Consider the following 24,949-nt stretch of genomic DNA (forward strand, 5'->3'; position numbering starts at 1 on the left):
GCGCGAGCGCGTCGGCCACGCGTTCCCGGATCTCGTTCTTCGGCGTGCCTTCCTGCTTCAGGCCGAACGCGACGTTCGATTCGACCGTCATGTGCGGGAACAGCGCGTACGACTGGAACATCATGTTCACCGGGCGGCGATACGGCGGCAGCGACGCGAGGTCCTCGCCGTCGACGAAGATCTTGCCGGAGGTGGCCGTTTCCAGCCCGGCGAGCACGCGCAGCAACGTCGACTTGCCGCAGCCGGAGCTGCCGAGCAGCGCGAACAGCTCGTTCTTCGCGATCGTCAGGTTCACGTTGTCGACGGCCGTGCTGTCGCCGAATTTCTTCACGACGTTTTCGATGCGCACGAAGGCGTCCGCATCGCGGCACATGCCGGCCGCCACCGACGCGGCAGGGAGCGTATGGATCATCGTCGCCTCCCTCAACCGCCCGACTTCAGCTGCAGCCACAGCCGGTTCTGCATCCGTGCGATGTCGGCGCTTCGCGGCATCGCGAGCGACGTCTTCGCGATCGTGGCATCGGACAGGTAGACGCTCGGGTCCTGCGCGATCACCGGTGTCACGAATGCGCGCGCGGCCTTGTTGGCGCTCGGGTAGAAGATCTCGTTCGTGATCGCCGCGTTGGTCTTCGGCTCCTCGATGTAGTTGATCCACTTCAGCGCGGCTTCCGGATGCGGCGCATCCTTCGGGATCGCCATCACGTCGAACCACAGCAGGCCGCCTTCCTTCGGATTCACGTAGCGGATTTCGTACGAGCGCTTCGCGTCCAGCGTGCGCCGCCGCGCGACGCCGACGTCGCCCGACCAGCCGAGCACGACGCAGACATCGTTGTTCGCCAGGTCGTCCGCGTAGCCGGCCGAGCTGAACTGCGTCACGTACGGGCGGATCTTCTTCAGCACGTCGTAGGCCGCCTGGTAGTCGGCCGGGTTCTTGCTCTCGGGGTCCTTGCCCAGGTACTGCAGTGCCGCCGCGAACGCGGCGTCCGGCGCGTCGAGCAGCGAAATGCCGCAGCCCTTCAGCTTCGCCGCGTTGGCCGGGTCGAACAGCAGCGCCCAGCTGTCGGTCGGCGCGTTGTCGCCGAGCCGCTTCCTGACTGCCTCGACGTTGTAGCCGATACCCGTCGTGCCCCACGCCCATGGCACGCCGTACTGGTTGCCCGGGTCGGCCTTCGCGACCATCTTCATCAGCACCGGGTCGAGGTTCGCGAGATTCGGCAGCTTCGACTTGTCGAGCTTCTGGTACACGCCGGCCTGGATCTGCTGCGCGAGATAGTTCGACGTCGGCACGACGATGTCGTAGCCCGAGCTGCCCGCGAGCAGCTTGGTCTGCAGCGTATCGTCGCTGTCGTAGCTGTCGTAGCGCACCTTGATGCCCGACTGCTTCTCGAAAGTGGGCACCGTGTCCTTCGCGACGTACTCCGACCAGTTGTACACGTTCAGGTTGGCATCGCCGGCATGGGCGGGCAGGCTGGCCGCGCAGGCCAGCGCCGAAGACGTGACGAGCGCGACGCGCAACGCCGGTTGACGACGGATACGGATACGCATGGGGATTCTCCTTGTGATGGCGATCGGCCGTTGCGCCCGGTCCGGGTCGGGATTCGCGTCAACGCCGTCAGGCGGTGTTCGGCACAAGAGGCAATGTAGAGATCGCGGCCGGCAGCGTCAGTCCTGAAAACCGGGACAAACGGCGACGTCGACCGGCCCCGTTTGGGTAGATTCCCGTGTAGGCAGTCGAAAATATTCGTGATACCTGTAGCGCCACCGGAAATTCCTCGACACCCGACGTCATGAACGCTGCGCTGCCCGCCCCCGATCTCCCGCTGAGCCACGTTGCGTTCGTGACCGAAACGCTGGGCGACATCGCCCAGGCCGTCGGGACGCCGCGGTTCATGCGCGCCGTCTACGACACGCTCGTGCGCTACGTCGATTTCGACGCCGTGCATCTCGACTACGAGCGCGGCCCGTCGTCGGGCCGGCGCAACGTCGGCTGGATCGGCAGCTTCGGCCGCGAGCCCGAGCTGATCGCGCAGGTCATGCGCCACTACTACCGCAGCTACGCGAGCGAGGATGCAACGTACGCGGCGATCGAAACCGAAAACGACGTGCAGCTGCTGCAGGTATCCGCGCAGCGCGTGGCGAGCGAACTCCGGCATCTGTTCTTCGACGCCGGCGACATTCACGACGAATGCGTGATCGCGGGCGTGACGGGCGGCACGCGCTATTCGATCTCGATCGCGCGCTCGCGGCGGCTGCCGCCGTTTTCGCTGAAGGAACTGAGCCTGCTGAAGCAGCTTTCACAGGTCGTGTTGCCGCTGGCGTCCACGCACAAGCGCCTGCTCGGCGCGATCTCCGCGGACGACGCGCCGCGCGACGAGCTCGATCCCGACCTCGTCGCGCAATGGCTGCCGGAATGGCACGAACGCCTGACCGCGCGCGAGATGCACGTATGCGCATCGTTCATCCAGGGCATGACCTCGGCGGCCATCGCGCAATCGATGGGGCTCAAGACGTCCACCGTCGACACGTACGCGAAGCGCGCCTTCGCAAAGCTCGGCGTCGATTCGCGCCGGCAACTGATGACGCTCGTGCTGAAAAACGCGTCGCGGCGGCACGACGCATAACGTCCCCACGCACCGGCCGCCGGCCGGTTGCGCGCGCATCCATCTCCGCGCCGCCTCATAACGATCCGACAATTTATTGGTTCCCTCGACGATGCGCTGTCCGTATCGTTCACCGACTCGTCAGACCAATCGACCAACGGGGGAATCCAACAATGAAACCAGTCCGTTCATTCGCACTGCTCGCGCTGCCGGCCGCGCTCTTCGCCGCCGGCGCCCACGCGCAAAGCAGCGTCACGCTGTACGGCATCGCCGATGCGGGCATCGCCTACGTGCACAATGCCCAGAACGCGAACGGCAGCAATGCGTCGAGCCTCGTCAAGTTCAGCAGCGGCAACCTGTCCGGCAGCCGCTGGGGGCTGCGCGGCACCGAGGATCTCGGCGGCGGCCTGGCCGCGCTGTTCCAGCTCGAGAACGGCTTCAACATCGGCACGGGCGCACTCGGCCAGGGCAGCCGCGAATTCGGCCGCAAGGCCGTCGTCGGCCTCGCAAGCAGCACGTACGGTACCGTCACGCTCGGCCGCCAGTACGATCCGGTCGTCGACCTCGTGCAGGGCCTTACTCAGGACAACTACTTCGGCGGCGTGTTCGCGACGCCGGGCGACCTCGACAACTACGACAACAGCCTGCGCGTCAGCAACTCGGTGAAATACACGAGCCCGCTGATCTCGGGCTTCCAGTTCGAGGGCCTGTACGGCTTCGGCGGCGTCGCGGGCGCCACCGGCAGCGGCCGCACGTACAGCTTCGGCGCAAGCTACGCGAACGGCCCGCTGTCGCTCGGCGCCGGCTTCTTCTACGCGAACGGCGGCTCCTCGGTCGCGAACGGCGTGCGCACGTGGTCGAGCAGCTCGGACACGCTGTTCAACACCGTGATCAACCAGGGCTTCTCGAGCGCGAAGTCGATCCAGATCGTGCGTGTGGCCGGCCAGTACGTGGCCGGGCCCGCCACCTTCGGCCTCGCGTATTCGAATACGCAGTACGGCGCGGACACGCTGTCGGCGTTCAGCCAGAACGCGAAGTTCAACAACGGCTCCGCGTTCTTCAACTGGCAGTTCTCGCCGGCGCTGCGCGCGGGTGTCGGCTACAACTACACGTCGCTGACGGGCCCGTCTTCCGCGCACTACAACCAGGTCAACCTCGGCGCGGACTACGCGCTGTCGAAGCGCACCGACCTGTATGCGCTGTTCGGCTACCAGAAGGCGAGCGGCAACACGCTCAACGCGAACGGCGCGGTCGTGAAGGCCGCCGCGTCGGTCGGCTCGTACGGCGTGAACTCCGGCACCGATACGCAGGAACTCGCGATCGTCGGGATTCGCCACAAGTTCTGATCGCATCGCCGCCAGGCGACGACAGCGACGGACGACGGACGACAACCGGCAGGCGCGCACCGCGGTGCGCGCCTGCGGCGTTTACACTGTCCGCGTTCACGTTCCGCACGACACAAGGAGGCCGGCATGCTGACCGTATGGGGGCGCCGCAATGCATTCAACGTCCAGAAGGTGATGTGGCTCGTCGACGAGCTCGCGCTCGAGCATCGGCACGTGCCGGCCGGCGGGCAGTTCGGCGTGCTCGACACGCCCGGTTTTCTCGCGATGAACCCGCACGGGCGCGTGCCCGTGATCGACGACGGCGGCACGGTCGTCTGGGAATCGCACAGCATCCTGCGCTACCTCGCCGCGCGTTACGGGCGCCCCGGTTTCTGGCACGACGATCCGGCCGAACAGTCGCGCGCCGACCGCTGGATGGACTGGTCGCAAACCACGCTGCAGCCGACGTTCCTGAACGGCGTGTTCCGGGGCTTCTACCGGACGCCGCCCGAGCAGCGCGACACGGCGCGCGTCGAGCAAAGCATCGCGCAGTGCGCGCAATACTTCCGCACGCTCGATGCGGTGCTGGCCGGGCAACCGTTTCTCGCGGGCGACACGCTCACGCTCGCCGACATCGCGGCCGGCACGCATCTGTATCGCTATTTCGAGCTCGACATCGCCCGGCCGGACCTGCCGCACGTGCAAGCATGGTACGAACGGCTGAAAGCGCGGCCCGCGTATCGCACGCACGTGATGATTCCGTTCGACGACCTGCGCGGCAAGCTCGACTGAGCGTGCGCCACGCCAACGGCAGGCGGCTTGTTGGATGGTTGTAAGAACAACGGTGTAGGGTGCCGACCTGTACGCCCGCCGGATTTGCATGCGTCGTCGCGACCAGGATCGTCGCCAGGCGGGTCATCGCTGACCAACCACGCAGGCAACGTGATGAGCGCTCAGGACGTCCCGGTCGACTTCGCTTTTCAGCAGGACACGGCGGCAGCCGTCCATCGAAACGCCGGCCTCGACGCGTTGCGCGCGTGCCTGACGTTGCTGGTGGTCTTTCACCACTGCGCGATCACATACGGCGCGCTCGGCGGGTGGTACTACCACGAGGTGGCTGCCGGGCCGTCCGTGGAATCCGCACTGCTGACGCTCTTCTGCGCGATCAACCAGGCCTTTTTCATGGGCCTGTTCTTTTTCCTGGCCGGTTATTACACGTCGCCGTCCATCGATCGCAAGGGCGCCGCCCGTTTCCTCGCCGACCGGTTCATCAGGCTCGGCCTGCCTCTGCTGGTGTACGGCTTCGTGATCGGCCCGGCAACGATCGCCCTGGCGCAATCGGGCGCAGGCCACCCGTTCGCGGATACGCTGGGCCGCCTGTGGCGCAAAGGCACGTTCGAGAACGGCCCGATGTGGTTCGCCGAGGCGCTGCTGATGTTCAGCGCAGCCGCAGCACTCTGGCACATCGCCTGCCGGCGCACCGTGGCGCGCGATACGAACCGCCCCGCCCGCAACCCCTTTCCGTCCGACAGGACGTTGGCCGCCGCGGCGTTGCTCACGGGTATCGCGGCACTCGCGCTGCGGTCGCGATGGCCGGTAGGTACCAACGTATGGGGGCTGCAGCTCGGCTACTTCGCGAGTTACGTCGTGTTGTACGCAGCCGGGTGCCGGACCGCGCGCGTGCACTGGATCGAGCACCTGCCGGCACGGCAGGTCAGACTGTGGTGGCGCATCGCACTGCTGGCACTCCCTGTCCTGCCGGTCGCTTACCTGCTCGCCAAGCACGTTCCTGCATTGCGCGGCCGCCCGCAGGACGTGATCTACGCATTCTGGGAGCCGCTGGTCGCGTGGGGAACGAGCCTGTTTCTTGCCAGCCGTTTCCAGCGGCGCTTCGATCGACTGACGGGCGCATGGCGGTCGCTGTCCCGGCGCGCGTACACGATCTACATCATCCATCCCCCGGTGCTGGTGGGTATCGCCCTCGTATGGCGAACCGTGCCGGCGTCGCCGTTCCTGAAATTCGCCGTGACCGGCGGCGTCGCCTGCGTCACGTGCTACCTGATTGCCGGCCTCCTGCTCCGCGTGCCGAGACTCGCGTCGATCCTGTAAGCGCACCGATGCCTGGCGCAGCAGGAAGAAGGCGCACGATCAAGCCGGAAATGCGCGCCTAATGTCGCCGCATGCCCCCCGCCCCGCCCATGCCGCCGAACGCATGCATTCCGCCGAATTCGCGACGCGCGCCGACCGGGAACGCGCCATGGTGAAAACCTGCACCGATCGGCACGCCGAAGCGGCGATGTTCGATCCCGTCGACGTGAACGACCGGATCGAAATGGTGGAAATGGTGGAAGTGGTGGAAACGATCGATGAAGACGAAGCTCACGCCCGCGCCGATGAAAAGCGGCGGCCCCCAGTACCCCAGGTCGGCATACGGGTAGTCCACCGCCGGATACCATAAAACACTACCATCGGGACTCTGCACGAACTGCCATGTGCCGTCGTCCTGCAGGCACGCACGCCCCACGATTTGCTGGTCCGTGCCGTCGATGTTCGCTCGCGCGACGACTGCACGGCAGTTGGCCGTGTCGTCCGCCAGATCGTCGTACGTTTGCGCGAAGACCGCCGCGGAACAGCCGAGACAGACGATACCTATCCCGGCTCGAAACAAGTTGCACATGATCGGCTCCTGATTGCCCCCGACCACTCGATCGCGTGGCGCCGCTGACGGCGCCCGACACATCGGATTGCTCACGCACGATTCACCACGCGGCGGTAACGCGCCGCCGCTTCGTACAAGGTCTCCTGCCTGCTGAACGATGCGGCGCGCGTGCTTATTCCAGGGGTCTGGTGCGATTGACCGACGCGGGAACCTTCGACAGTCGATGCCGCGGCTGGCGGCTGGCGCCGGCCTAGCGCCTCGCGAAGCGGCAGGCCGCCGCCGCGCTGATCCCGAATACCAGATGGGCCACCAGCGTGATCGCACCACGGACCGGAACGAACCACGGGAAGATCGCTGTGAAGGCGTACAGGTTGACGCCGTACAGGATGAGGCCGAACGCGCCGCCTGCGAGTAGCGCGGCCGCGAGCGACAGGGTGCGAATCGTTTTCGCCAGCACGGCCGCATAGACCAGCGACAGCACCAGATGCACGAAGGTCGCCACCGCCATGACCAGCGGATCGAAGCCGGCGGAAGCGTCGAGCACGCGGCGCCCCATCACGATGGCGGCCGTGAGGCGTGCGTCGCGCAGCAGGTTCCCGATGGCATCATCGCCGGCGATCGGCCAGAGCAGCAGCTCGACGACGGTCGAGCCGACCGCCGCGGCGAACGCCGCCCAGAGAATCGGGACGACACTGGCGCGTTTCAACTGGCGCCCCCGGCGCAACCGGCCGAGGAATCGAAGCAGCGTGTGCCGCCTCCGCTCCGGCGCCGGCCGGGCAGCATGTGCCCGCGATGCCGAACCGGGCAGCCACGCAACATCACGACGCCCGTTCGCAATCCGTCCAGTAAGCGAACGGATCGCGATGCTTCGGATAGTTTTCGTCCAGCCATTTCAGCAAGGTCGCCCGTGCGTTGTCCATGTCGGCTTTCAGCGACGAGGTCGTCAATTCATGCACTTCGACGGACTTCTCGCGATCGACCACGAAGCAGTTCCAGTCGGGGCCGTCGAGATCCGGATCGTCGGACGCCTTCGACGACTTGCCCCAGCCGAACCCCTTGCGTGCGTCGATGTAGTACCGCGGATGCACTTTCAGGTACGACATCTCGCCGCCCTGCAGGCTGCTCTCCGCGCGCAGCACGTCGTGCCCGTCGACGATCTGCGTGACTTCCGGAAGCCGGCGCGCTCGCCATCCGGCGGGCAGCGTCGCGATGGCCTTGACGCTGTCGTACATCCCCCAATCCAGCCCCCACGCTTCGGCCATGCGCTTCATGAATGCGTCCGCATTCGGATAACCGCGCAGCTGAATCCGGGTCGACAGCGTGACTTCGATCCCGCCGCGCACGCCCGTGCCGGCGGATGCCTCGTTTGCGTTCGCTTCGAACGGGTTGCCGGGACGCGACGCGCGCGTCTCGTCCGCGGGCGCCATGCCCGAAAAAAGCTGGTCGAGCGCTGCACGCGCTTTCGACGATTTGTCCGGCCTGTTCATTGTTGACCTCGCTTGCACCCGCACGGATGCATACATTTCCGATTTTCGTTCATCTCTCCACCTCATCGTTTTTCGCGGACGCATTGTCGTCGATCCGGCGGCGCCGGCCTAGTGCCTCGAATCGCACACCGCGTCCTTCGCACCAGCCGGCCCGCCGCGGCGGGTCGCCACGACCATTTCCATTTCGCTCAGTTGCCGGCCGCCACCGCCGCCCGCATCCGCTCCATCAACGCCAGCACCTCAGGCCGATTCTCCCCCTTCGCGTGCACGAAGTAATACCGGAGCACCGAATCGACCTCGTGGCGGCTCACGCGCACGAGTTCGCTGCGCTTGAGATAGGCGTCGGCAAGCGGTACGCGCGCCAGCGCCACGCCGAGCCCGGCCTCGGCCGCGGCCAGCACGAGGTTGTAATCCTCGAACCGGCGGTCCTGCACGCGCGGCTTGAACGGCACGCCCAACGCATCGAACCACGTGCGCCAGCCGGTCACATCGGAATCGTGCAGCAACGGCATGTCGAGCAACGCGGCATCGCCGCGCCGGCGGCGCTCCGCAGCCAGTTGCGCGGCGAGCCGCGGATGCGCGACCGGATAGAGCCGCTCCGGCATGAACGCACGGGTTTCGAGCTGGCGCCAGTTGCCGCGCCCGTACCGGACCGACAGGTCCGCTTCGCCGCCGGCGATATCCACGTTGCGAAGATCGATGCCGAGTTCGATCTGCAACGCGGGTGCCTCGCTCTCGAGCGCATGCTGCCGCTCGAACAGCCACAGCTGCGCGAACGCCGGCACCACGCTCATCCTGACCAGTCGCGGCGCGCGCGGCGAACGCCACTGGTCGGCCGCACTGTCGATGATCGCGAACGCCTGTTCGATCCGGCCGACGAAGCGCTGCCCGTCCGGCGTCAGGCGCACGCCGCGCGCATGACGTTCGAACAACTTCAGGCCGAGCCAGTTTTCAACGGCGGCCACCCGCCGGCTGATCGCGCCGTGCGTCACGCCGGAGACGTCGGCGGCGGCCAGGAACGAACCCTCGCGCGCGACCGTGCACACCGTCTCCAGGCTCGCGAGCGGCGGCCGCGAAGCCGGCGCCGGCGCGGCGGCGGGCAACGCCGCGCCACGCTTCGCGCGGGCTGAAGCGCCGGCCGGCCGCCGGCTCGAGCTGTGAATCATCTTCATATCTGGATGCTGATCTGTGCGCTAGCTTAACATCTCGCGACGCCGCATCATCACCGCATGAACACACTCTCCACACCGTCGTCGCGCACTGCGCGGCAGCCGCTGGTCGCGGCCGGCGCGGTCGCCTTCACGATCGTTTCGTGGGCGTCCGCTTTCCCGTTCATCCGGATCGGCCTGCATGGCCTGACCCCGCTTCAGCTCGCGGCGGCGCGCTTCGCCACCGCGGCCGTGCTGATCGTCGCGTGGCTGGTGGCGCGGCGGCCGCGCGTGCCGACCCGGAGCGATGCGCTGCGCTTCCTGCTGTGCGGCTTTCTCGGCATCGCGCTGTACAACGCGCTGCTCAATACCGGCGAGCAGACCGTGTCGGCCGGCGCGGCGAGCTTCATCGTGAACACCCTGCCGATCTTCACGGCCCTGCTGGCCGCCGTGTTTCTCGGCGAGCGCTTCAATCGCTGGGGCTGGCTCGGCTCGCTCGTCAGCCTCGCCGGCATCGCGGTGATCGCGCGCGGGCAACCGGGCGGCCTCGTCCTCGGCGCGGGCAGCACGCTGATTCTCGGCGCGGCCCTGTGTTCGGCCAGCTATTTCGTGCTGCAGCGGCGGCTGATTCCGGTATACGGCGCGCTGGCCTGCACCGCTTACACGCTGCTGGCCGGCGCGCTGCTGCTCGCGCCATGGCTGCCCGGCGCGCTCGGGGCACTGGGCAGCGGGTCGCGCGACACGACGCTGGCCGTCCTGATGCTCGGCATCTTCCCGGCCGCGCTGGGCTACGCGACCTGGACCTTCGCACTCGGCTACTTCGGCGCGGCGCGCGCCGCCAACTTCCTCTATCTGACGCCGGCGGTCGCGACGGCCCTGTCGATGGTCCTGACGGGCGAGCGGCCCGGGATCGAGACGGTGTGCGGCGGCCTGCTGGCGATCGCCGGCGTGATCTTCGTGGCGTTGCGCGGACGCGCTTAGGCGCAACGCCGCATCGGGCCACAGTCAGCCCGACGCTCGTCAAACGCACCGGTCGGATGAACCCCGGCACCTGCTAAGCCGATCGGATGGCGCGGACTGTCGACTCGCGCCAGTTCGCCAGCGCCGCCCGGGCTTGACCGTTAGTTGCATCAATAGGGGCATCGATCCCGATGAAACCCGGCAGCTCAACCGGATGCGCGTTTACAACCGTCCAAACTGTGCAGACAAATCGACCGAACAGTTCCGGATTGACCGCGCATCAGTGTCCATGGCTTCGCCCCGGCCATCGGCCGAATAATGGATGCGGCCGTAAGGCCGTCGACAGCGAATCGCAATCCATCGCGTGCCGCGGCGCACGATTTCCGGCGTCCGGCGCCTCCGGATTTCGGGCGCAGGCCTTGCCGCGCCCGCCCCGTGGCGCGATTCGCTGCAGCGCGCAAAATCGGCTTCATATATATTCATACGAATTGCACGCCGTCAGGCCCCGGCCCGCTCATCCGGGCATCACGCCGACGGGCAGGACGCGATGCAAGTGAAGCCCATGATGGGTATGGAGACTCGTCCGATCGCCCCGGCCTCGCCGTCGGACGGTCGAGACGTCCAATAGAACGATCATTCAAATCGGAGATGGCAGATGGAACGAAGCACTGTCGGCATGCGCTGCAAACCCCTGGTCACCGTCGCACTGGCTGCCGCCGCATTCGCGGCCGCGTCGGGCGCGATGGCCGACCAGGTCGTCAAGATCGGCAGCGTCGAACCGACGACGGGCGGCATCTCGCACCTCGGCAAGGACAACGAGAACGGTGCGCGCCTCGCGGTCGAGGAAATCAACGCGAAGGGCCTGACGATCGGCGGCAAGAAGATCACGCTGCAGCTCGATGCGCAGGATGACGCGGCCGACCCGCGGCAGGCCACGCAGGTTGCGCAGAAGCTCGTCGACGACAAGGTCGTCGCCGTGATCGGCCACCTGAACTCGGGCACGTCGATCCCGGCGTCGAAGATCTACAGCGACGCGGGCATCGTGCAGATCTCGCCGTCGGCCACGAACCCGACCTACACGCAGCAAGGCTTCAAGACGACGTACCGCGTGGTCGCGACCGACGCGCAGCAAGGCCCGGCGCTCGCGAGCTACGCGCAGGCGAAGGGCGTGAAGAGCGTCGCGGTGATCGACGATTCGACCGCGTACGGCCAGGGCCTCGCGAACGAGTTCGAGAAGAAGGCGAAGGCGCTCGGCCTGAAGGTGCTGTCGCACGACGCGACCAACGACAAGGCCGTCGACTTCCGCGCGATCCTGACGAAGGTCAAGGGCGAGAACCCGGACGCGATCATGTACGGCGGCATGGACGCCACCGGCGGCCCGCTCGCGAAGCAGGCGAAGCAGCTCGGCCTGCGCGCGAAGATCCTGTCCGGCGACGGCGTGTGCACCGACTCGCTGGCCGAGCTGGCCGGCCCGGCGGCCGACAACGTGCTGTGCTCGCAGGCGGGCGCCGCGCTCGAGAAGATGCCGGGCGGCGCGGACTTCCTCGCGAAGTACCAGAAGCGCTTCAACCAGGGCATCAAGTTCGATGCGCCGTTCGCGTATGACGCGGTCTACATCGCTGTGGACGCGATGAAGCGCGCGAACTCGACCGATCCGGCGAAGATCCTCGCGGCGATGCCGGCGACGAAGTACGACGGCGTGATCGGCACGACGACCTTCGATGCGAAGGGCGACCTGACGCACGGGATCATCTCGATCTACGGCTACAAGAGCGGCAAGAAGACCTTCCTCGACCAGGTGAAGATGTAACCCGCCGCGGCGCCGGCACGACGGGAACGCCACTCGTCGGCACCGGCGCCGCGCGGGCCGATTTCTGATTCACGGAGACGAAGCATCATGTGCGCAATGGCGTATGCGGAATTCCAACAGGAGTTGAGGAAGGCACAGCTGACGGCGCGCGAGTTCGCCCACCTGATCCGGATGAACGAAAGTTCGATCACGAACTATTCGAGCAAGGGCACCGTCCCGTCCCACCTCGCGGTCATCGCGAAACTGATCGGCACGCTGGCCGCGCACGAGATCGATTTCCGGCGCGTGATCCGGCAGATGCGGATCGAACCGAAACGGCCGCGCGGCGGCGGCGTATTTCCTGCGGCGGACAAGCCGCGTTCCAGAAAAACGACGAAGACCGACGCCTGAGCGCGGGCATGCGTCGACAGCGGCTCAACGCTTGCCGCTTGCCGCTCGATGCCGGAACGGAAGTCGTCTCACGGGCACCGCGCCATGCGACGCCCGATCATCCTCCCGCCGCCCGCACGTGATCGAGCAGCGCCTGCAACGGATGGCGCACCTGCTTCGAAGACATCCGCTTCACCTGGCTGCGGCATGAATAGCCGGTCGCCAGCGCCTCGCCTTCCCCATCCGCTGCATCGACGTGCGCCGCCCACGACTGCGCATAGATCGTCTTCGACGTCTCGAGATTGCGCGCTTCGTGCCCGTAGGTGCCCGACATCCCGCAGCACCCGGTTGCCTGCACCTGCAAGCGCAACCCGCGTCGTGCGAACACCTGTGCCCATTGCTTGCCGCTGTCGGGCGCATTGGTCTTCTCGGTGCAGTGCGGCAGCAACCGGTACGAACCGGCGACGCGCGGCACGCCGCCCGCGTCCGCTTCCGGCAGCGCCTGCAGCAACCATTCCTGCGGCAGCGCCACCTTCGGCACATCGGCGAGCCCCGTCACCTTCAGGTATTCCTGCCGATACGTGAGCGTCATCGCCGGATCGAGGCCGACCAGCGCGACACCCGAGCGCGCCAGCGCCGCCAGCTGCCCGGCATTGCGGATCGCCGCCTTCTCGAACGCGCGCAAAAAACCTTGCACGTGCAGCGCCTTGCCGTTCGGCGCGAGCGGCGCGAGCCACACCTGAAAACCCGTGCGCGCCGCCAGCTCGATCAGCGTCGCCAGCTGCTCGGTATCGAAATAGCGCGTGAACGTGTCCTGCACGATGACGACGCTGCGTGCGCGCTGCGCGTCGCTCAGCGCGGCGAGCGCCCGCGGGTCGGCCGGCTCCACGCGCCATTCGCGGATCACGGCGGCGAGATCGAAGCGGCTCAGGAGCGGGCTGTCGACCATGCCGACGTGCCGCTCGAGCAGCGTGCGCACCCAGCCGGCGCGCATCAGCCCGTTGTACAGCGCGGGCACGCGCGCCATCCACGGCATCGTGAATTCGAGCGAGCCGATCAGGTAGTCGCGTAACGGCCGCAGGTAGCGCTGGTGATACAGCTCGAGAAACCGCGAGCGGAATTCGGGCACGTTGACCTTGACCGGGCACTGCCCGGCGCACGATTTGCACGCGAGGCAGCCGGCCATTGCGTCGTACACCTCGTGCGAGAAATCGGCCTCGCCGTTGCGCGCCGCGCGGCTGTTGCGCCAGCGCGCGGCCAGGCCGCGCAGGAACGGCTGCCGGACGCGCGCGGCCGCGACGACGTCGACGCCGGCCTGCCCTTGCAGGCGCAGCCATTCGCGCATCAGCGACGCACGCCCCTTCGGCGACTGCACGCGTTCGCGCGTCGCCTTCCACGACGGGCACATCGCGTCGTCCGGATCGAAGTTGTAGCACGCGCCGTTGCCGTTGCAGTGCATCGCCGTGCCGTAGCTCTGCCACACGCGCTCGTCGATCTGCCGGTCGTGGTCGCCGCGCGTCGGCACTTCGTCGATCTTCAGCAGCCGCATCGTGTGATCCGGCGGCGTCGCGATCTTGCCCGGATTGAACTGGTTGTGCGGATCGAACGCGGCCTTCAGCTGCTGCAGCGACGGATACAGCTCGCCGAAGAACGCCGGCGCATATTCGGAGCGCACGCCCTTGCCGTGCTCGCCCCACAGCAGGCCGCCGTGGCGCTGCGTGAGCTCGGCCACCGCATCCGACACGGGCCGCACCAGCGCCGCCTGCTTCGGGTCCTTCATGTCGAGCGCCGGGCGCACGTGCAGTACGCCCGCGTCGACGTGGCCGAACATCCCGTATTGCAGCCCGTGGCCGTCGAGCAGCGCGCGGAATTCGGCGATGTATGCGGCGAGGTTCTCGGGCGGCACCGCGGTGTCCTCGACGAACGGCTGCGGGCGGGCCTCGCCCTGCACGTTGCCGAGCAGGCCGACCGCGCGCTTGCGCATCGCATACACGCGCTTCACCGCGTCGTCGCCGGCCGCAAGCGTGTGGCCCAGGCGCTCCACGCTGGCATCGGTGCGCAGATGGTCGACGAATGCGCGCACGCGTGCGTCGACGTCGTCCGCGTCGTCGCCGCTGAATTCGATCAGGTTGATGCCGAGCGTCGGACGTGCGTCGTCCTGCGGGAAATACTCGGCCACACTGCTCCACACGAAGTCCTTCATCGCGAGCATCAGCACCTTCGAGTCGACCGTCTCGATCGACAGCGGCTCGTGCGCGAGCAGTGCGCGCGCGTCACGCAGCGCATCCATGAAACCCGCGTAGCGCACGTTGACCAGCACCGAATACTTCGGGATCGGCAGCACGTTGAGCTTCGCCTCGACGACGAAGCCGAGCGAACCTTCGGCGCCGCACAGCACGCTGTTCAGGTTGAAGCGGCCGTCGGGTTCGCGCAGGTGCGCGAGGTCGTAGCCGGTCAGGCAGCGGTTGAGCTTCGGAAACTTCGCTTCGATCAGCGCGGCCTTGTCGTCGCTGATGCGTCGCGCGGTGCGGTACACCTTGCCGATGCGGTCCTGTTGCGCGCAGCGGCGCTCCAGTTCTTCGTCATCGAGTGCGTCGCTGTGCAGCCGCTCGCCGCCCATCAGCACGAAATCCAGTTCGAGCACGTGATCGCGCGTCTTGCCGTACGTGCAGCTGCCCTGCCCGCTCGCGTCGGTGTTGATCATCCCGCCGACGGTCGCGCGGTTCGACGTCGACAGTTCCGGCGCGAAAAACAGCCCGTGCGGCTTCAGCGCCGCATTGAGCTGATCCTTGACGACGCCCGCCTGCACGCGCACCCAGCGGCGCTCGACGTCGATTTCGAGGATCCGGTTCATGTTCCGCGACAGGTCGACGACCACGCCGTCGGTCAACGACTGCCCGTTGGTGCCCGTGCCGCCGCCGCGCGCGGCCACCGCGACGTCGCGATGCGCGGGCTCGGCGAGCAGCCGTGCCAGCAGCTGGACGTCGTCGGCATGCGCGGGGCAGATCACCGCTTGCGGCAGGCGCTGGTAGATCGAGTTGTCGGTGGCCTGCACCGTCCGGTTCGCATGGTCCGCGCGGATCTCCCCGGCGAATCCGGCGGCCCGCAGCGCGGCGAGAAAGTCACGGTACGCATTCGCGGGCGGGCTGGCGGGACGGGGCAACGAGGCGATCGACATGGGGCAAAAGCGCAGTGTGGGTGGAGCCGGCCGGTTCGCGCGCTCCGAAACATGATTTTTTGGCAAGTTTCCGCGCGACCGGGAATTCCAGTATCTTTGGAATTTCCGCGAGAAACAAACGAATTCTCGCCCGGCAAATATTGCATAAAACTCATGAATTACCGTCGCCTCACCCCGTCCATGTCGCTGCTGCTCGTGTTCGAGGCCGCCGCGCGGCATGAAAGCTACACGCGCGCGGCCGAGGAGCTGTCGCTGAGCCAGAGCGCGATCAGCCGGCAAGTCCAGACGCTCGAGGATCAACTCGGCGTGCCGCTGTTCCGGCGCGAGGGCCGCTCCGTGAAGCTGACCGAGGTCGGGCGCCGCTACTTCGCCGAGCTGAGCGGCGCACTGGGGCGCATCCGCGGCGCGACGCTGCAGGCGATGTCCCACCAGGCGGGCGCCGGCACGCTGCGGCTCGCCACCTTGCCGACGTTCGGCTCGAAATGGCTGTTGCCGCACCTGCACGACTTCTACACCGCGCATCCGGGCGTGACCGTGCACCTCCATTCGCGGATCGGCACCATCGATTTCCTCAACGACGACCTCGATGCGGCCATCACCGTCGGCGCGGGCGACTGGCCGGGCCTGCACGCGCACCGGTTGTACAACGAGTTCCTGATCGCGATCGCGCCGCCGGACCCCGGCAGCCGCCGCAAGGCCGACGCGCGTTCGCCGGCGTGGGCCGCGAAACAGACGCTGCTCGGCGTGACGAGCAACCAGCAGGCGTGGGCCGAGTGGTTTTCGCACTATCGGCTCGACCATCGGCAGATGCGCATCGGCCCGAGCTTCGAGCTGACGTCGCACCTGATCCAGGCCGTGCGGGCCGGGATGGGGATCGGGCTGGTGCCGAAGGTGCTGGTGGAAGACGAGCTGGGCCGCAACGAACTCGTGTCGATCGGCGACGCGATCACCAGCCAGCGCAGCTACTACCTCGTCTATCCGCCGGGGAACGAGACGCTGCCGTCGCTCGTCGCGTTCCGCGAATGGCTGCTGAAGTCGTGCTGAAACACGGCCGCCGGCGGGCTGCCCGCGTTCAGGTACGCCATTCGCCGAGAATCTGCTCGGCCAGGTAGTCGCAGGGCGGGCGCGCGGACTGCGCGCTGCGCGCGAGCACGACCTCGAGTTCGCCCAGCGGCGGCAGCCCGTGGCTTTCCGACAGCTGCACGAGATGATCGGGAATGCAGCAGCGCGCCAGCGGCGCGACCGCGAGCCCGGCCTCCACCATGCTGAGGAGGCCGAGGTGGCTCGGGCTCTCGTACGACATCCGGTACGGGATCTTCCGCCGGTTCAGCGCCTTGACCGCGTGATCGCGCGCCATGCTGCCGCCGTGCGTGAAAAAGGCCACCGGCAGCGGCCGCTCCTCCCACACGTTGCGCTTCGGCGACCCGGCCCACACGAGCGGTTCGAGCCGGATCAGCTCGCCGGTCACGCCCTTGATCCGCGTGAGGCACGCGAGGTCGACCGTGTTGTCCTTCAGCATCGGCACGAGTGCGCTGCTCGGCTGGCCGATCACGCGCACTTCCACGCGCGGATGCATCGCGGCGAACTTGCCGAGCACCTGCGGCAGCAGCGACGAAATGTAGTCATCGGGCACGCCGATCGTCACGCGGCCGCGAATCTCCGGGCGCACGACCGACGCCCAGGCCTCGTCGCGCATCGCCAGCATCCGGCGGCCGTATTCGGCAAGCATCGTGCCTTCGCCGGTCGGCGTCACGTTGCGCGTGTCGCGGATGAAGAGCGGCTTGCCGAGCGCGTCTTCGAGCGCCTTGATCTGCATGCTCACCGCCGACGGCGACCGGTGCACGGCCTGCGCGCCCTGAGCGAACGATCCGGATTCGGCGACGGCCACCACCATCGCGAGCACATCGAGGTCGAGCTTTTTCATCATATTCAGAAAAACTGATCAATCGATTCAGTTTATCCCGTTTTACTGTTCGCCTCCACGATCGGACAATGATTCCCGTCAGCACTCACTCGTTGCAGGAATCGTCAGACATGCATACGTCCGGATCGCTCTACGGGTTTCTCGTCATCGGCGGCATGCTCGCGGTCACGCCCGGGCCGAACATGGTCTACGTGATGTCGCGCTCGATCGCGCAGGGCCGCACGGCGGGGCTCATTTCACTCGGTGGCGTGATGATCGGGTACCTGTTCTACATGTTCGGCGCGGCGTTCGGCATCACCACGCTGTTCATGAGCGTGCCCTATGCGGGCAGCGGGCTGGCCGTGATCGGTGCGGCGTACCTGTTGTATCTGGCATGGCAGGCCGTCAGGCCCGGCGGCCGCTCGCCGTTCGAGGTGCGGGCGTTGCCCAGCGAGCGGCCGCTGCGGCTGCTCGCGATGGGCGCGACGACCAGCGTGCTGAACCCGAAGCTCGCGATGCTGTTCATTTCGTTGCTGCCGCAGTTCATCGACTACCGGAACGGCAGCGTGCTCGGCCAGTCGCTGTTTCTCGGTTCGCTGCTGATCGCCGCATTCGCCTGCGCGAACGGGACGGTGGCGATCTGTTCCAGCAGCATCGCGAAGTTCCTGCACGGGCGCCCGACGCTGCTGCTCGCCCAGCGCTGGGCGATGGGGCTCATCCTCGGCGGGCTCGGCGTGCAGATGGTGGTCGATGCGTCGAGGATGGCGGGTGTGGCGTGATCCGCGAATCATACGGTCGGGCGAATGCGTTCAGCGCAGTGACCGGAAGCTCGCACGCAGTTCTTCCGACAGCGCATTCGGCTGCTCCCAGGCTGCGAAATGCCCGCCACTGGGCAACCGGTTGTAGTGAATCAGTTTCGGATATGCGGCCTGCGCCCAACGCTTCGGCGCGGCGTAAATTTCATCCGGAAACACGCTCACGGCCACCGGAATGGTCACATGCTTCGGCGCAAAGAATTCGAGCTTGCTCTCCCAGTACAGGCGCGCCGACGAGACGCCCGTGCGGGTCAGCCAGTAGAGCGTGACGTTGTCGAGCACGTCGTCGCGCGTCAGTCCCTCGGTATGGCCATCGAAAACGCGCGCGATGAGCGCGAGGCCGCTCGCGTCGTGGTCAAGCATCCATGCGGCGAGCCCGACCGGTGAATCCTCGATGCCGTACAGCGTCTGCGGGCGGTTCGCCATTTCCTGCGCATAACCGAGGCCGTGCCTGTAGAAACGATCGAGCTGCTCGTACGCGTGCCGTTCGTCCGGCGGCAAACCGGCGGGCGCGGGCTCACCGGACTTGAGTGCCTTCGCGATATCGTCCGGCACCGTGGCCGGCATGTTCGTGTGAATCGCGACGAGTTCCGGCGGCGCGATCAGCGCCATCTGCTCGGTCACGGCATTACCCCAGTCGCCACCCTGCGCCACGTAACGCCGGTATCCGAGGCGTTTCATCAGGACGATCCACGCGCGCGCAATGCGCACGGGGTCCCAGCCGGTCGCAGCGGGCTTGCCCGAGAACCCGTAGCCCGGCAACGATGGAATCACCACGTCGAACGCGTCCGATGCCGTGCCGCCAAAGGCCGTCGGATCGGTCAGCGGCCCGATGATCTTCAGTTGCTCGATGATCGAGCCGGGCCATCCGTGCGTGACGATGACGGGCAACGCATCCGGATGTTTCGAGCGAACGTGGATGAAATGAATGTCGAGCCCGTCGAGCCGGGTGACAAACTGCGGAAGTGCGTTCAGCGTCGCTTCGACCTTGCGCCAGTCGTAGTCGGTCGCCCAATAGCGCGCGAGTTTCTGCATCGTCGCGAGAGGCACGCCCTGTGATGCGTCGGCGACCGCTTCCCGTTCGGGCCAGCGCGTTGCGTTGATCCGCCGCCGCAGCTCGGCAAGTTGCACGTCCGGCGCATGCACCCGCAGCGGGCGCACGGCGGACGCGTCGCCGCCGGCCGGTCGGGCAACGCCCACGACGGCCCGGCTCGTTTCGGTTTCGGCAAACGTGAGGCGGCTCAATGAACCTGCCACCGCGGCGGTCGCGGCTACGCCCATGAAATGACGCCGCGACGGCGTCCGCAAAGAAGTATCAGTCGACATACACACTCCTGTTGGTCAGGTAAACTAAATCTGCACTACTGATTACCTGTCATTCGCAAGGACTTCGCACCGGCACCGGGAACGGGCGTCAGTGCGCCCGCTTCACGCGAGATAGCCGGAAACGCCGTCCCAGAAGAGTTTCAGCGCGGTCACCGCCAGCAATCCGTAGCAGATCCGATAGATCAGGCGCTGGTCCAGCCTGCCGTGCAGCCGCCAGCCCAATACCACGCCGGCCGGAACGGCGAGCAGGCAGACCGCCATCAATGCCCAGACGTTCATGGTCGGCCGCACGATCAGCATCCAGGGCACCGCCTTGAGCGCGTTGCCCACGGTAAAGAAAAGACTCGTCGTTCCCGCGTACATCTCCTTGCCGAGACCGAGCGGTAGCAGGTACATCGCGAGCGGCGGCCCGCCCGAATGCGCGACCATCGTCGTGACGCCCGACGCGAGACCGGCGGTCACGGCCTTCGGTCGCGAACGCGGACGGACCGTCAGCTGCGCGCCGCCGGCCACCCACAGGCCGACGAATATCAGCGTGACCGCCGCCATCAGGAGTTCGATGGCCCGATGGTCGAGAAACCGAAATGCCAGATAGCCGCATCCGATACCCATCACGAGCCCGGGCAGCAGCAGAACGAGATCCGGCTTCGACCATGTCGAAGGCTTCCAGTACCGCAGCGCGAACAGATCCATCGCGATGAACAGCGGAGCGAGCAGACCGCCGGCGGTCACCGGGTCCATCACGAGCGACAGCAGCGGTATGCCGATGATCGCGAATCCACCGCCGAACGCGCCGCGCATGAACGCGATCACGAACACGCCCGCGAACGCGATCAGGATAGTGGTCAGCGTCAGTTGCAGCCCCACCGCGACCGGTGCGGCCGTCATGGCCGACTCGCCGACACGGAACGCCACACGGCGGGCTGCCGCGAGCCGGCTCGAAGCTGCGCCGCCGCCATGCGAGCGATCAGGGTTGAACGTGTTCCATGCATACTGCCTCTCCAATGGGTATGCCGGGACGATGCAGTGCGCCGGTCAGGTGCACTGCCTGCCGCCCGAGTCGTACAAGCGTTGCAGCCCCGGTACAATCGACTCGACGAAATCAGAATGCACCACCGTATATCTCAGTGCAATAAGAATATTGACCTCGGTGCAATAATCATTGTTATCGGTGCAATCCATGTCCAAATCCGAGTATCTGCAACTGGCCGACGCGATTGCCGCGCAAATCGCCGACGGCACACTGGCGCCCGGCGATCGCCTGCCTCCCCAGCGTCTTTTCGCCGACCAGCATGCAATCGCCGCATCGACGGCGGGCCGGGTCTACACGGAGCTCTTGCGACGCGGGCTGGTGGTAGGTGAAGTCGGCCGCGGCACCTTCGTGTCGGGCGAGACGCGGCGTGGTGCGGCGGCGCCCGGGGAACCGCGTGGCGTACGGATCGATCTCGAGTTCAACTATCCGAGCGTCCCCGATCAAACGGCGTTGATTGCACGCAGCCTGAGCGGATTGCACCGACCGGCGGAACTCGATGCCGCGCTGCGCGAGGCCACCAGTATCGGCACCGCGGCCATCAGAAACGTAGCCGCCGCCTATCTGTCGCAACCGGCATGGTCGCCGTCGCCGGACCAGCTCGTGTTTACCGGCAACGGGCGGCAAAGCATTGCCGCAGCCGTGGCCGCGGTCGTTCCGACAGGCGGGCGCTGCGGCGTGGAAGCGCTGACCTACCCGTTCATCAAGGGCATCGCCGCCAAACTCGGCATCTCGCTGGTACCGCTGGCGATGGACGACGACGGCGTGCGTCCCGACGCAGTGCAAAAGGCGCACCGTGAAGCCAGGCTGTCGGCAATCTATATCCAGCCGGCCATCCAGAACCCGCTGGGCATGACGATGAGCACCGCGCGTCGCGCCGAACTGTTACGCGTGGTCGAAAAGCTCGACATTCCCGTCATCGAGGACAACGTGTACGGCTTCCTCGGCGACGAACCGCCACTGGCCGCGCTCGCTCCGGACGCCTGCATCGTGATTGACAGCCTGTCCAAGAAGGTCACGCCCGGCATGACCCTGGGATTCGTCGTGCCTCCGCCGCGGCTACGCGAAAGCGTCATGGCATCGGTACGCTCGGGCGGGTGGACCGCCTCGGGATTCGCATTCGCGGCCGCGCAGCGGTTGATGCGCGACGGCACCGTGGCCGAGCTCGCGCAACTCAAGCGCATCGATGCGAGCGAGCGCCAGGCGCTGGCAATCGATCGTCTCGCGGGTTTCGATATCCGGACCAACGGCAAGTGCTACCACCTGTGGCTGACCTTGCCGGCGCACTGGCGCTCACAGGCGTTGGTCGCGGCCGCGGCCCGGCGCGACATCGGGTTGACGCCGTCGACCACGTTTGCCGTCTCGTCCGGCCATGCACCGAACGCGGTAAGGCTCGCACTGGCCGCGCCGACCATGGACCAGCTCGATGCCGGGCTGCGGACACTGACCGCGATACTGAACGGCCGCGAGGAAGATTTCGACTTGACCGAATAAGCACCGTCCAGCCGACCGGCGCGTCGAAGTCCGACGGCGCGCCCCGTCACTTCGTCAGCAACTCGGCCTCCAGCTCGCGCAGCCTCTCCGGAAACCGGACGCGCAGCACCAGGAACCACCCGAGCCCGATCGCCAGCAGCGCGACGAACACATAAGGCAGCCACGCATACACGCCCTCCGGCACCGGATACACGCTGCCGGCCAGCGGAATCGCGAGCAGCACGACCGCAATGACGCTGATCGCCACATGCCGCGCGCGAAGCCGGCGCTGGCGGCGCAGATAGAGCGGCGCGCCGATCGCCACCAGCACGTATGCAAGCAGCCAGCCATACGTGGCAATCGAGCTGAGATAGCCATACGAGTCGAGTAGCGCGGTGCCGCGCGCGGTGAATACCAGCGCGGTGACCAGCGCCAGCACCGCGATCAGCGCCACCGCGACGTGCGGCGTCGCATTGCGCTCGTGTGCGTGACCCGTCGACGCATGCAGCACGCCCTGCCGCCCGAACGTATAGACGATCCGCGCCGCCGCATTGATCGACGAAAAGAACGCCGCGAAGAAGCTCAACGCCACGCCTGCGTCGATCAGCACGCCGACCCAGCCGGCGCCGAGCCGATGCGCGAGCACCGCGAGCGGGCCGTCGACCCGGTCGAGCGGCGGCGTCTGCCCATGAAACGCGCTCACCATCCCGTACGCGCCGATCACCAACAGGATCGCCGGCCCGACGACGCTGATCAGCACCGCGCGCGGAATCGCGCGGAACGGGTCGCGCGCTTCCGCGCCGAGCACGGTTGCACTCTCGAACCCCGTGAAGCTGAAGAACGCGAGCACCATCCCGAGCTGCAGCTGGGTCGGCTTCACGCCTTCGAGCGTCAGTTGCGCGCGATCGACCGGATGCCCGCCGAACGCGATCGTCCCGATCACGACGACGGCGATCAGCAACAGCGTCGCGAGTTCGACGAACAGCGTGAAACGCGTGGACAGCCGGATGTCGCGAAACGCGATGTACCACGCGGCGAACGCGGTGACGACCGTGAGCCCGAGCACGGCGCCGAGCGGCGTCGCGCCGCCGAGCAGCCCGGTCTCGCGGCCCAGCACGAGAAACGTGTTGATCGTCCCCTGCAGGATGCCCGCGGCGGCCACCGCATAGGCAATCAGCAGCGACCAGCCGCAGATCGCTCCCCAGACCGGCCCGATGCCGGCCGACACGTATGCATACAGCGCCCCCGGCGACGCCGAATCGCGCGCGAACACCGAGATGCTCCACGACGCAAACAGCAGCGCGACGATCGCGAACAGGTACGCGAGCCACGTACCGTTGCCGGCCGTCGCAAAGACGGCGGGGATCAGCACGCCGATCCCGCCGGACACGCCGACGAGGCCGATCGACTGCGCAATCAGTTCGGGCAGGCTCAGGTAGTTGCGCCGCAGGCCGCCCGCCGGCGGTACGGCATGCTGCGCGGGCAGTGCCTGCGCGGGGCTTGCTGGATGACTCATCGATTGACCTCGTCAGGAATGAAGCGGCGCCGCGTGCGTGCTGTCCGCGGCGGTAGTGGTGAGGGTGAGGGGGTGACGGCGGCCGGCGCGAGCCGGTCAGTTCCAGGAATGGCGCGCGGGCTTCACACCGTTGAGGTAGTAGTTGCCGATCGCGTGATACTTCCAGCGCACCGGGTCGTGCAGCGTATGCACGCGCGCGTTGCGCCAGTGGCGGTCGAAGTTGTATTTCGCCAGCGTCGACTTGCTGCCGCCGAGCTCGAACAGCTTGCTCGCGGCAAGCAGCGCCACCTCGGTCGTCGCGATCTTCGCCTCGCCCACCGCGATCGCGGCCTGCGCAACCGTTTCCTCGCCCGGCCCGCGCTTCGCCGCATCGACGAAGCGGCCCGAGCGCGCGAGCAGCGCTTCGGCCGCGTGCACGCGGTACGCGATGTCGCCGATCTGCGCGACCGTCAGCGGGTCCTCGCTCGCGCGCTCGACGCCGCTGTCGATCCACGGGCGCGCATGCTGCTGCACGAACGCGATCGTGTCCTGCAGCGCGGCGCGCGCGATCCCGAGGTCGATCGCGGCGGTCGTTATCTGCGCGAACGGGCCCGCGAAGGTCGGGCGATCGTACGAACGCTGCGTGTGGAAGATTTCGAACGGGCTCACGCGCACGTTCTCGACGATCACCGTGCCGCTCGCGGTCGTGCGCTGCCCGAAGCCGCTCCAGTCATCCACGACGGTCAGCCCCGGCGCACCCTGCCGCACGAAGGCGAGCACGGCCTGGTCCGACTCGTCGAGCGCGAGTACCGGAATCCAGTGCGCGAACAGCGTGCCGGTCGAATAGAACTTGCGGCCGTTCAGCACGAACGTGTCGCCGTCGCGATGCACGCGCGTCCGGATATCGAGCACGTTCTTGCCGCCGGCTTCGGAAAACGCGTTCCCGTAGCGCGTGCCCTTCAGGACGAGATCGAAGAAGAAGCGCTTCTGCGCATCGCTGCCCTCGAGGCGGATGTCCTCGATCAGGCAATAGTGGTTCTGCGGGATCTGGCCGAGCGACGGGTCCGCCTCTGAAACGATCGCGATCACTTCCGCGAGCGTCACGTTCGACACCTCCGCGCCGCCGTATTCGCGCGGCACGGTGATGCCCCACAGCCCGCTCGACGAGAACAGTTCGATCTCGTCGAACGGCAGCTTCCGCTCGCGGTCGCGCAACGCGGCATGCTCGGCCAGCCGTGCCGCGACCTGACGCGCGACGTCGAGCGCCTCGGCATCCGAGCCGATGACGGGAACGGGCGTGGCGCCCGCTTGCGGTTGCACGTTTTCTTCGATGATTTCCGTAGACATGTCGATTCCGGCAAAGCTCATGAA

The 24,949-nt window shown here is 67.1% G+C and carries 22 protein-coding genes; 10 read left to right on the forward strand and 12 right to left on the reverse strand.

Annotated features, from left to right (window positions below; translation table 11 throughout):
• On the reverse strand, positions 1-412 hold a 412-nt coding region (locus DPV79_RS35275; protein WP_113047600.1), incomplete at its 3' end, for an ABC transporter ATP-binding protein.
• A gap of 11 nt (positions 413-423) precedes the next feature.
• Positions 424-1,545 (reverse strand): polyamine ABC transporter substrate-binding protein, encoded by a 1,122-nt coding sequence (locus DPV79_RS35280; protein WP_113047576.1) that lies wholly within the window; start codon positions 1,543-1,545, stop codon positions 424-426.
• A 242-nt stretch (positions 1,546-1,787) separates the two neighbouring features.
• On the opposite strand from DPV79_RS35280, the gene DPV79_RS35285 reads away from it, so the two are divergent.
• The 4 genes from DPV79_RS35285 to DPV79_RS35300 all read left to right on the forward strand — a co-directional run bounded on the left by DPV79_RS35285 (position 1,788) and on the right by DPV79_RS35300 (position 6,034).
• Complete coding sequence (locus DPV79_RS35285) at positions 1,788-2,621, forward strand: helix-turn-helix transcriptional regulator (RefSeq protein WP_059487810.1); 834 nt, start codon at positions 1,788-1,790, stop codon at positions 2,619-2,621.
• Positions 2,622-2,773: 152 nt separating this feature from the next.
• On the forward strand, positions 2,774-3,946 hold the full coding sequence (locus DPV79_RS35290) for a porin (protein WP_021160709.1): 1,173 nt from the start codon (positions 2,774-2,776) through the stop codon (positions 3,944-3,946).
• 126 nt (positions 3,947-4,072) lie between these two features.
• Positions 4,073-4,717, forward strand: a complete 645-nt coding sequence (locus DPV79_RS35295; protein ID WP_059491831.1) for a glutathione S-transferase family protein — start codon at positions 4,073-4,075, stop codon at positions 4,715-4,717.
• A gap of 153 nt (positions 4,718-4,870) precedes the next feature.
• Positions 4,871-6,034: an acyltransferase family protein gene (locus DPV79_RS35300; RefSeq protein ID WP_208866762.1), complete on the forward strand. Its 1,164-nt coding sequence runs from the start codon at positions 4,871-4,873 to the stop codon at positions 6,032-6,034.
• Positions 6,035-6,092: 58 nt separating this feature from the next.
• Here DPV79_RS35300 and DPV79_RS35305 read toward each other — a convergent pair whose 3' ends face one another.
• From DPV79_RS35305 to DPV79_RS35320, 4 genes are all read right to left on the reverse strand, one after another.
• A complete protein-coding gene (locus DPV79_RS35305) occupies positions 6,093-6,602 on the reverse strand; it encodes a hypothetical protein (RefSeq protein WP_113047601.1) in 510 nt (169 codons plus the stop codon).
• A 232-nt stretch (positions 6,603-6,834) separates the two neighbouring features.
• Entirely contained in the window at positions 6,835-7,290 is a 456-nt protein-coding gene (locus tag DPV79_RS35310) for a hypothetical protein (protein ID WP_060331573.1), read from the reverse strand.
• A 112-nt stretch (positions 7,291-7,402) separates the two neighbouring features.
• Positions 7,403-8,071 carry a hypothetical protein gene (locus tag DPV79_RS35315; protein WP_021160714.1) on the reverse strand — a complete coding sequence of 223 codons (669 nt, stop codon included), beginning with the start codon at positions 8,069-8,071 and terminating at the stop codon, positions 7,403-7,405.
• Positions 8,072-8,259: 188 nt separating this feature from the next.
• Positions 8,260-9,243 (reverse strand): LysR substrate-binding domain-containing protein, encoded by a 984-nt coding sequence (locus DPV79_RS35320; RefSeq protein ID WP_113047578.1) that lies wholly within the window; start codon positions 9,241-9,243, stop codon positions 8,260-8,262.
• Positions 9,244-9,300: 57 nt separating this feature from the next.
• Here DPV79_RS35320 and DPV79_RS35325 point away from each other — a divergent pair, with 57 nt between their 5' ends.
• The 3 genes from DPV79_RS35325 (at position 9,301) to DPV79_RS35335 (ending at position 12,379) form a co-directional block, all read left to right on the forward strand.
• Positions 9,301-10,200 (forward strand): DMT family transporter, encoded by a 900-nt coding sequence (locus DPV79_RS35325; RefSeq protein WP_021160716.1) that lies wholly within the window; start codon positions 9,301-9,303, stop codon positions 10,198-10,200.
• Between the two features lie 634 nt (positions 10,201-10,834).
• Entirely contained in the window at positions 10,835-11,989 is a 1,155-nt protein-coding gene (locus DPV79_RS35330) for a branched-chain amino acid ABC transporter substrate-binding protein (RefSeq protein ID WP_060064390.1), read from the forward strand.
• Between the two features lie 87 nt (positions 11,990-12,076).
• Complete coding sequence (locus DPV79_RS35335) at positions 12,077-12,379, forward strand: XRE family transcriptional regulator (protein WP_113047579.1); 303 nt, start codon at positions 12,077-12,079, stop codon at positions 12,377-12,379.
• 97 nt (positions 12,380-12,476) lie between these two features.
• Here the strand turns inward: DPV79_RS35335 and ydiJ are convergent, their stop codons facing one another.
• Positions 12,477-15,536, reverse strand: coding sequence for a D-2-hydroxyglutarate dehydrogenase YdiJ (gene ydiJ / locus DPV79_RS35340; RefSeq protein ID WP_113047580.1), 3,060 nt, complete (start codon positions 15,534-15,536; stop codon positions 12,477-12,479).
• Positions 15,537-15,689: 153 nt separating this feature from the next.
• On the opposite strand from ydiJ, the gene DPV79_RS35345 reads away from it, so the two are divergent.
• The gene (locus DPV79_RS35345; RefSeq protein ID WP_059677838.1) at positions 15,690-16,580 is read left to right on the forward strand and encodes a LysR substrate-binding domain-containing protein; all 891 of its coding nucleotides are present in this window, start codon (positions 15,690-15,692) and stop codon (positions 16,578-16,580) included.
• A gap of 28 nt (positions 16,581-16,608) precedes the next feature.
• Here DPV79_RS35345 and DPV79_RS35350 read toward each other — a convergent pair whose 3' ends face one another.
• Positions 16,609-17,460, reverse strand: coding sequence for a LysR substrate-binding domain-containing protein (locus tag DPV79_RS35350; protein WP_113047602.1), 852 nt, complete (start codon positions 17,458-17,460; stop codon positions 16,609-16,611).
• Positions 17,461-17,570: 110 nt separating this feature from the next.
• Between DPV79_RS35350 and DPV79_RS35355 the strand changes: the two genes are divergently transcribed.
• Positions 17,571-18,218 (forward strand): LysE family translocator, encoded by a 648-nt coding sequence (locus tag DPV79_RS35355; RefSeq protein WP_113047581.1) that lies wholly within the window; start codon positions 17,571-17,573, stop codon positions 18,216-18,218.
• Between the two features lie 30 nt (positions 18,219-18,248).
• Here the strand turns inward: DPV79_RS35355 and DPV79_RS35360 are convergent, their stop codons facing one another.
• Positions 18,249-19,580 (reverse strand): epoxide hydrolase family protein, encoded by a 1,332-nt coding sequence (locus DPV79_RS35360; protein WP_113047582.1) that lies wholly within the window; start codon positions 19,578-19,580, stop codon positions 18,249-18,251.
• A 102-nt stretch (positions 19,581-19,682) separates the two neighbouring features.
• On the reverse strand, positions 19,683-20,468 hold the full coding sequence (locus DPV79_RS35365) for a sulfite exporter TauE/SafE family protein (protein ID WP_059814847.1): 786 nt from the start codon (positions 20,466-20,468) through the stop codon (positions 19,683-19,685).
• 292 nt (positions 20,469-20,760) lie between these two features.
• Here DPV79_RS35365 and DPV79_RS35370 point away from each other — a divergent pair, with 292 nt between their 5' ends.
• Complete coding sequence (locus DPV79_RS35370) at positions 20,761-22,104, forward strand: aminotransferase-like domain-containing protein (protein WP_113047583.1); 1,344 nt, start codon at positions 20,761-20,763, stop codon at positions 22,102-22,104.
• A gap of 46 nt (positions 22,105-22,150) precedes the next feature.
• Here DPV79_RS35370 and DPV79_RS35375 read toward each other — a convergent pair whose 3' ends face one another.
• Together DPV79_RS35375 and DPV79_RS35380 are read right to left on the reverse strand one after the other, a co-directional pair.
• A complete protein-coding gene (locus DPV79_RS35375; protein WP_113047584.1) occupies positions 22,151-23,599 on the reverse strand; it encodes an APC family permease in 1,449 nt (482 codons plus the stop codon).
• Positions 23,600-23,695: 96 nt separating this feature from the next.
• Entirely contained in the window at positions 23,696-24,925 is a 1,230-nt protein-coding gene (locus tag DPV79_RS35380) for an SfnB family sulfur acquisition oxidoreductase (protein WP_165843609.1), read from the reverse strand.
• Positions 24,926-24,949 lie beyond the last annotated feature (24 nt).

Source organism: Burkholderia reimsis, assembly GCF_003294055.1.
GTDB classification, from domain to species: domain Bacteria; phylum Pseudomonadota; class Gammaproteobacteria; order Burkholderiales; family Burkholderiaceae; genus Burkholderia; species Burkholderia cepacia.

Coding starts and splice junctions, on each gene's coding strand:
- DPV79_RS35280 (WP_113047576.1), bottom strand. CDS start 1,545: ATGCGTATCCGTATCCGTCGTCAACCGGCGTTGCGCGTCGCGCTCGTC.
- DPV79_RS35285 (WP_059487810.1), top strand. CDS start 1,788: ATGAACGCTGCGCTGCCCGCCCCCGATCTCCCGCTGAGCCACGTTGCG.
- DPV79_RS35290 (WP_021160709.1), top strand. CDS start 2,774: ATGAAACCAGTCCGTTCATTCGCACTGCTCGCGCTGCCGGCCGCGCTC.
- DPV79_RS35295 (WP_059491831.1), top strand. CDS start 4,073: ATGCTGACCGTATGGGGGCGCCGCAATGCATTCAACGTCCAGAAGGTG.
- DPV79_RS35300 (WP_208866762.1), top strand. CDS start 4,871: ATGAGCGCTCAGGACGTCCCGGTCGACTTCGCTTTTCAGCAGGACACG.
- DPV79_RS35305 (WP_113047601.1), bottom strand. CDS start 6,602: ATGTGCAACTTGTTTCGAGCCGGGATAGGTATCGTCTGTCTCGGCTGT.
- DPV79_RS35315 (WP_021160714.1), bottom strand. CDS start 8,071: ATGAACAGGCCGGACAAATCGTCGAAAGCGCGTGCAGCGCTCGACCAG.
- DPV79_RS35320 (WP_113047578.1), bottom strand. CDS start 9,243: ATGAAGATGATTCACAGCTCGAGCCGGCGGCCGGCCGGCGCTTCAGCC.
- DPV79_RS35325 (WP_021160716.1), top strand. CDS start 9,301: ATGAACACACTCTCCACACCGTCGTCGCGCACTGCGCGGCAGCCGCTG.
- DPV79_RS35330 (WP_060064390.1), top strand. CDS start 10,835: ATGGAACGAAGCACTGTCGGCATGCGCTGCAAACCCCTGGTCACCGTC.
- DPV79_RS35335 (WP_113047579.1), top strand. CDS start 12,077: ATGTGCGCAATGGCGTATGCGGAATTCCAACAGGAGTTGAGGAAGGCA.
- ydiJ (WP_113047580.1), bottom strand. CDS start 15,536: ATGTCGATCGCCTCGTTGCCCCGTCCCGCCAGCCCGCCCGCGAATGCG.
- DPV79_RS35345 (WP_059677838.1), top strand. CDS start 15,690: ATGAATTACCGTCGCCTCACCCCGTCCATGTCGCTGCTGCTCGTGTTC.
- DPV79_RS35350 (WP_113047602.1), bottom strand. CDS start 17,460: ATGAAAAAGCTCGACCTCGATGTGCTCGCGATGGTGGTGGCCGTCGCC.
- DPV79_RS35355 (WP_113047581.1), top strand. CDS start 17,571: ATGCATACGTCCGGATCGCTCTACGGGTTTCTCGTCATCGGCGGCATG.
- DPV79_RS35360 (WP_113047582.1), bottom strand. CDS start 19,580: ATGTCGACTGATACTTCTTTGCGGACGCCGTCGCGGCGTCATTTCATG.
- DPV79_RS35365 (WP_059814847.1), bottom strand. CDS start 20,468: ATGACGGCCGCACCGGTCGCGGTGGGGCTGCAACTGACGCTGACCACT.
- DPV79_RS35370 (WP_113047583.1), top strand. CDS start 20,761: ATGTCCAAATCCGAGTATCTGCAACTGGCCGACGCGATTGCCGCGCAA.
- DPV79_RS35375 (WP_113047584.1), bottom strand. CDS start 23,599: ATGAGTCATCCAGCAAGCCCCGCGCAGGCACTGCCCGCGCAGCATGCC.
- DPV79_RS35380 (WP_165843609.1), bottom strand. CDS start 24,925: ATGTCTACGGAAATCATCGAAGAAAACGTGCAACCGCAAGCGGGCGCC.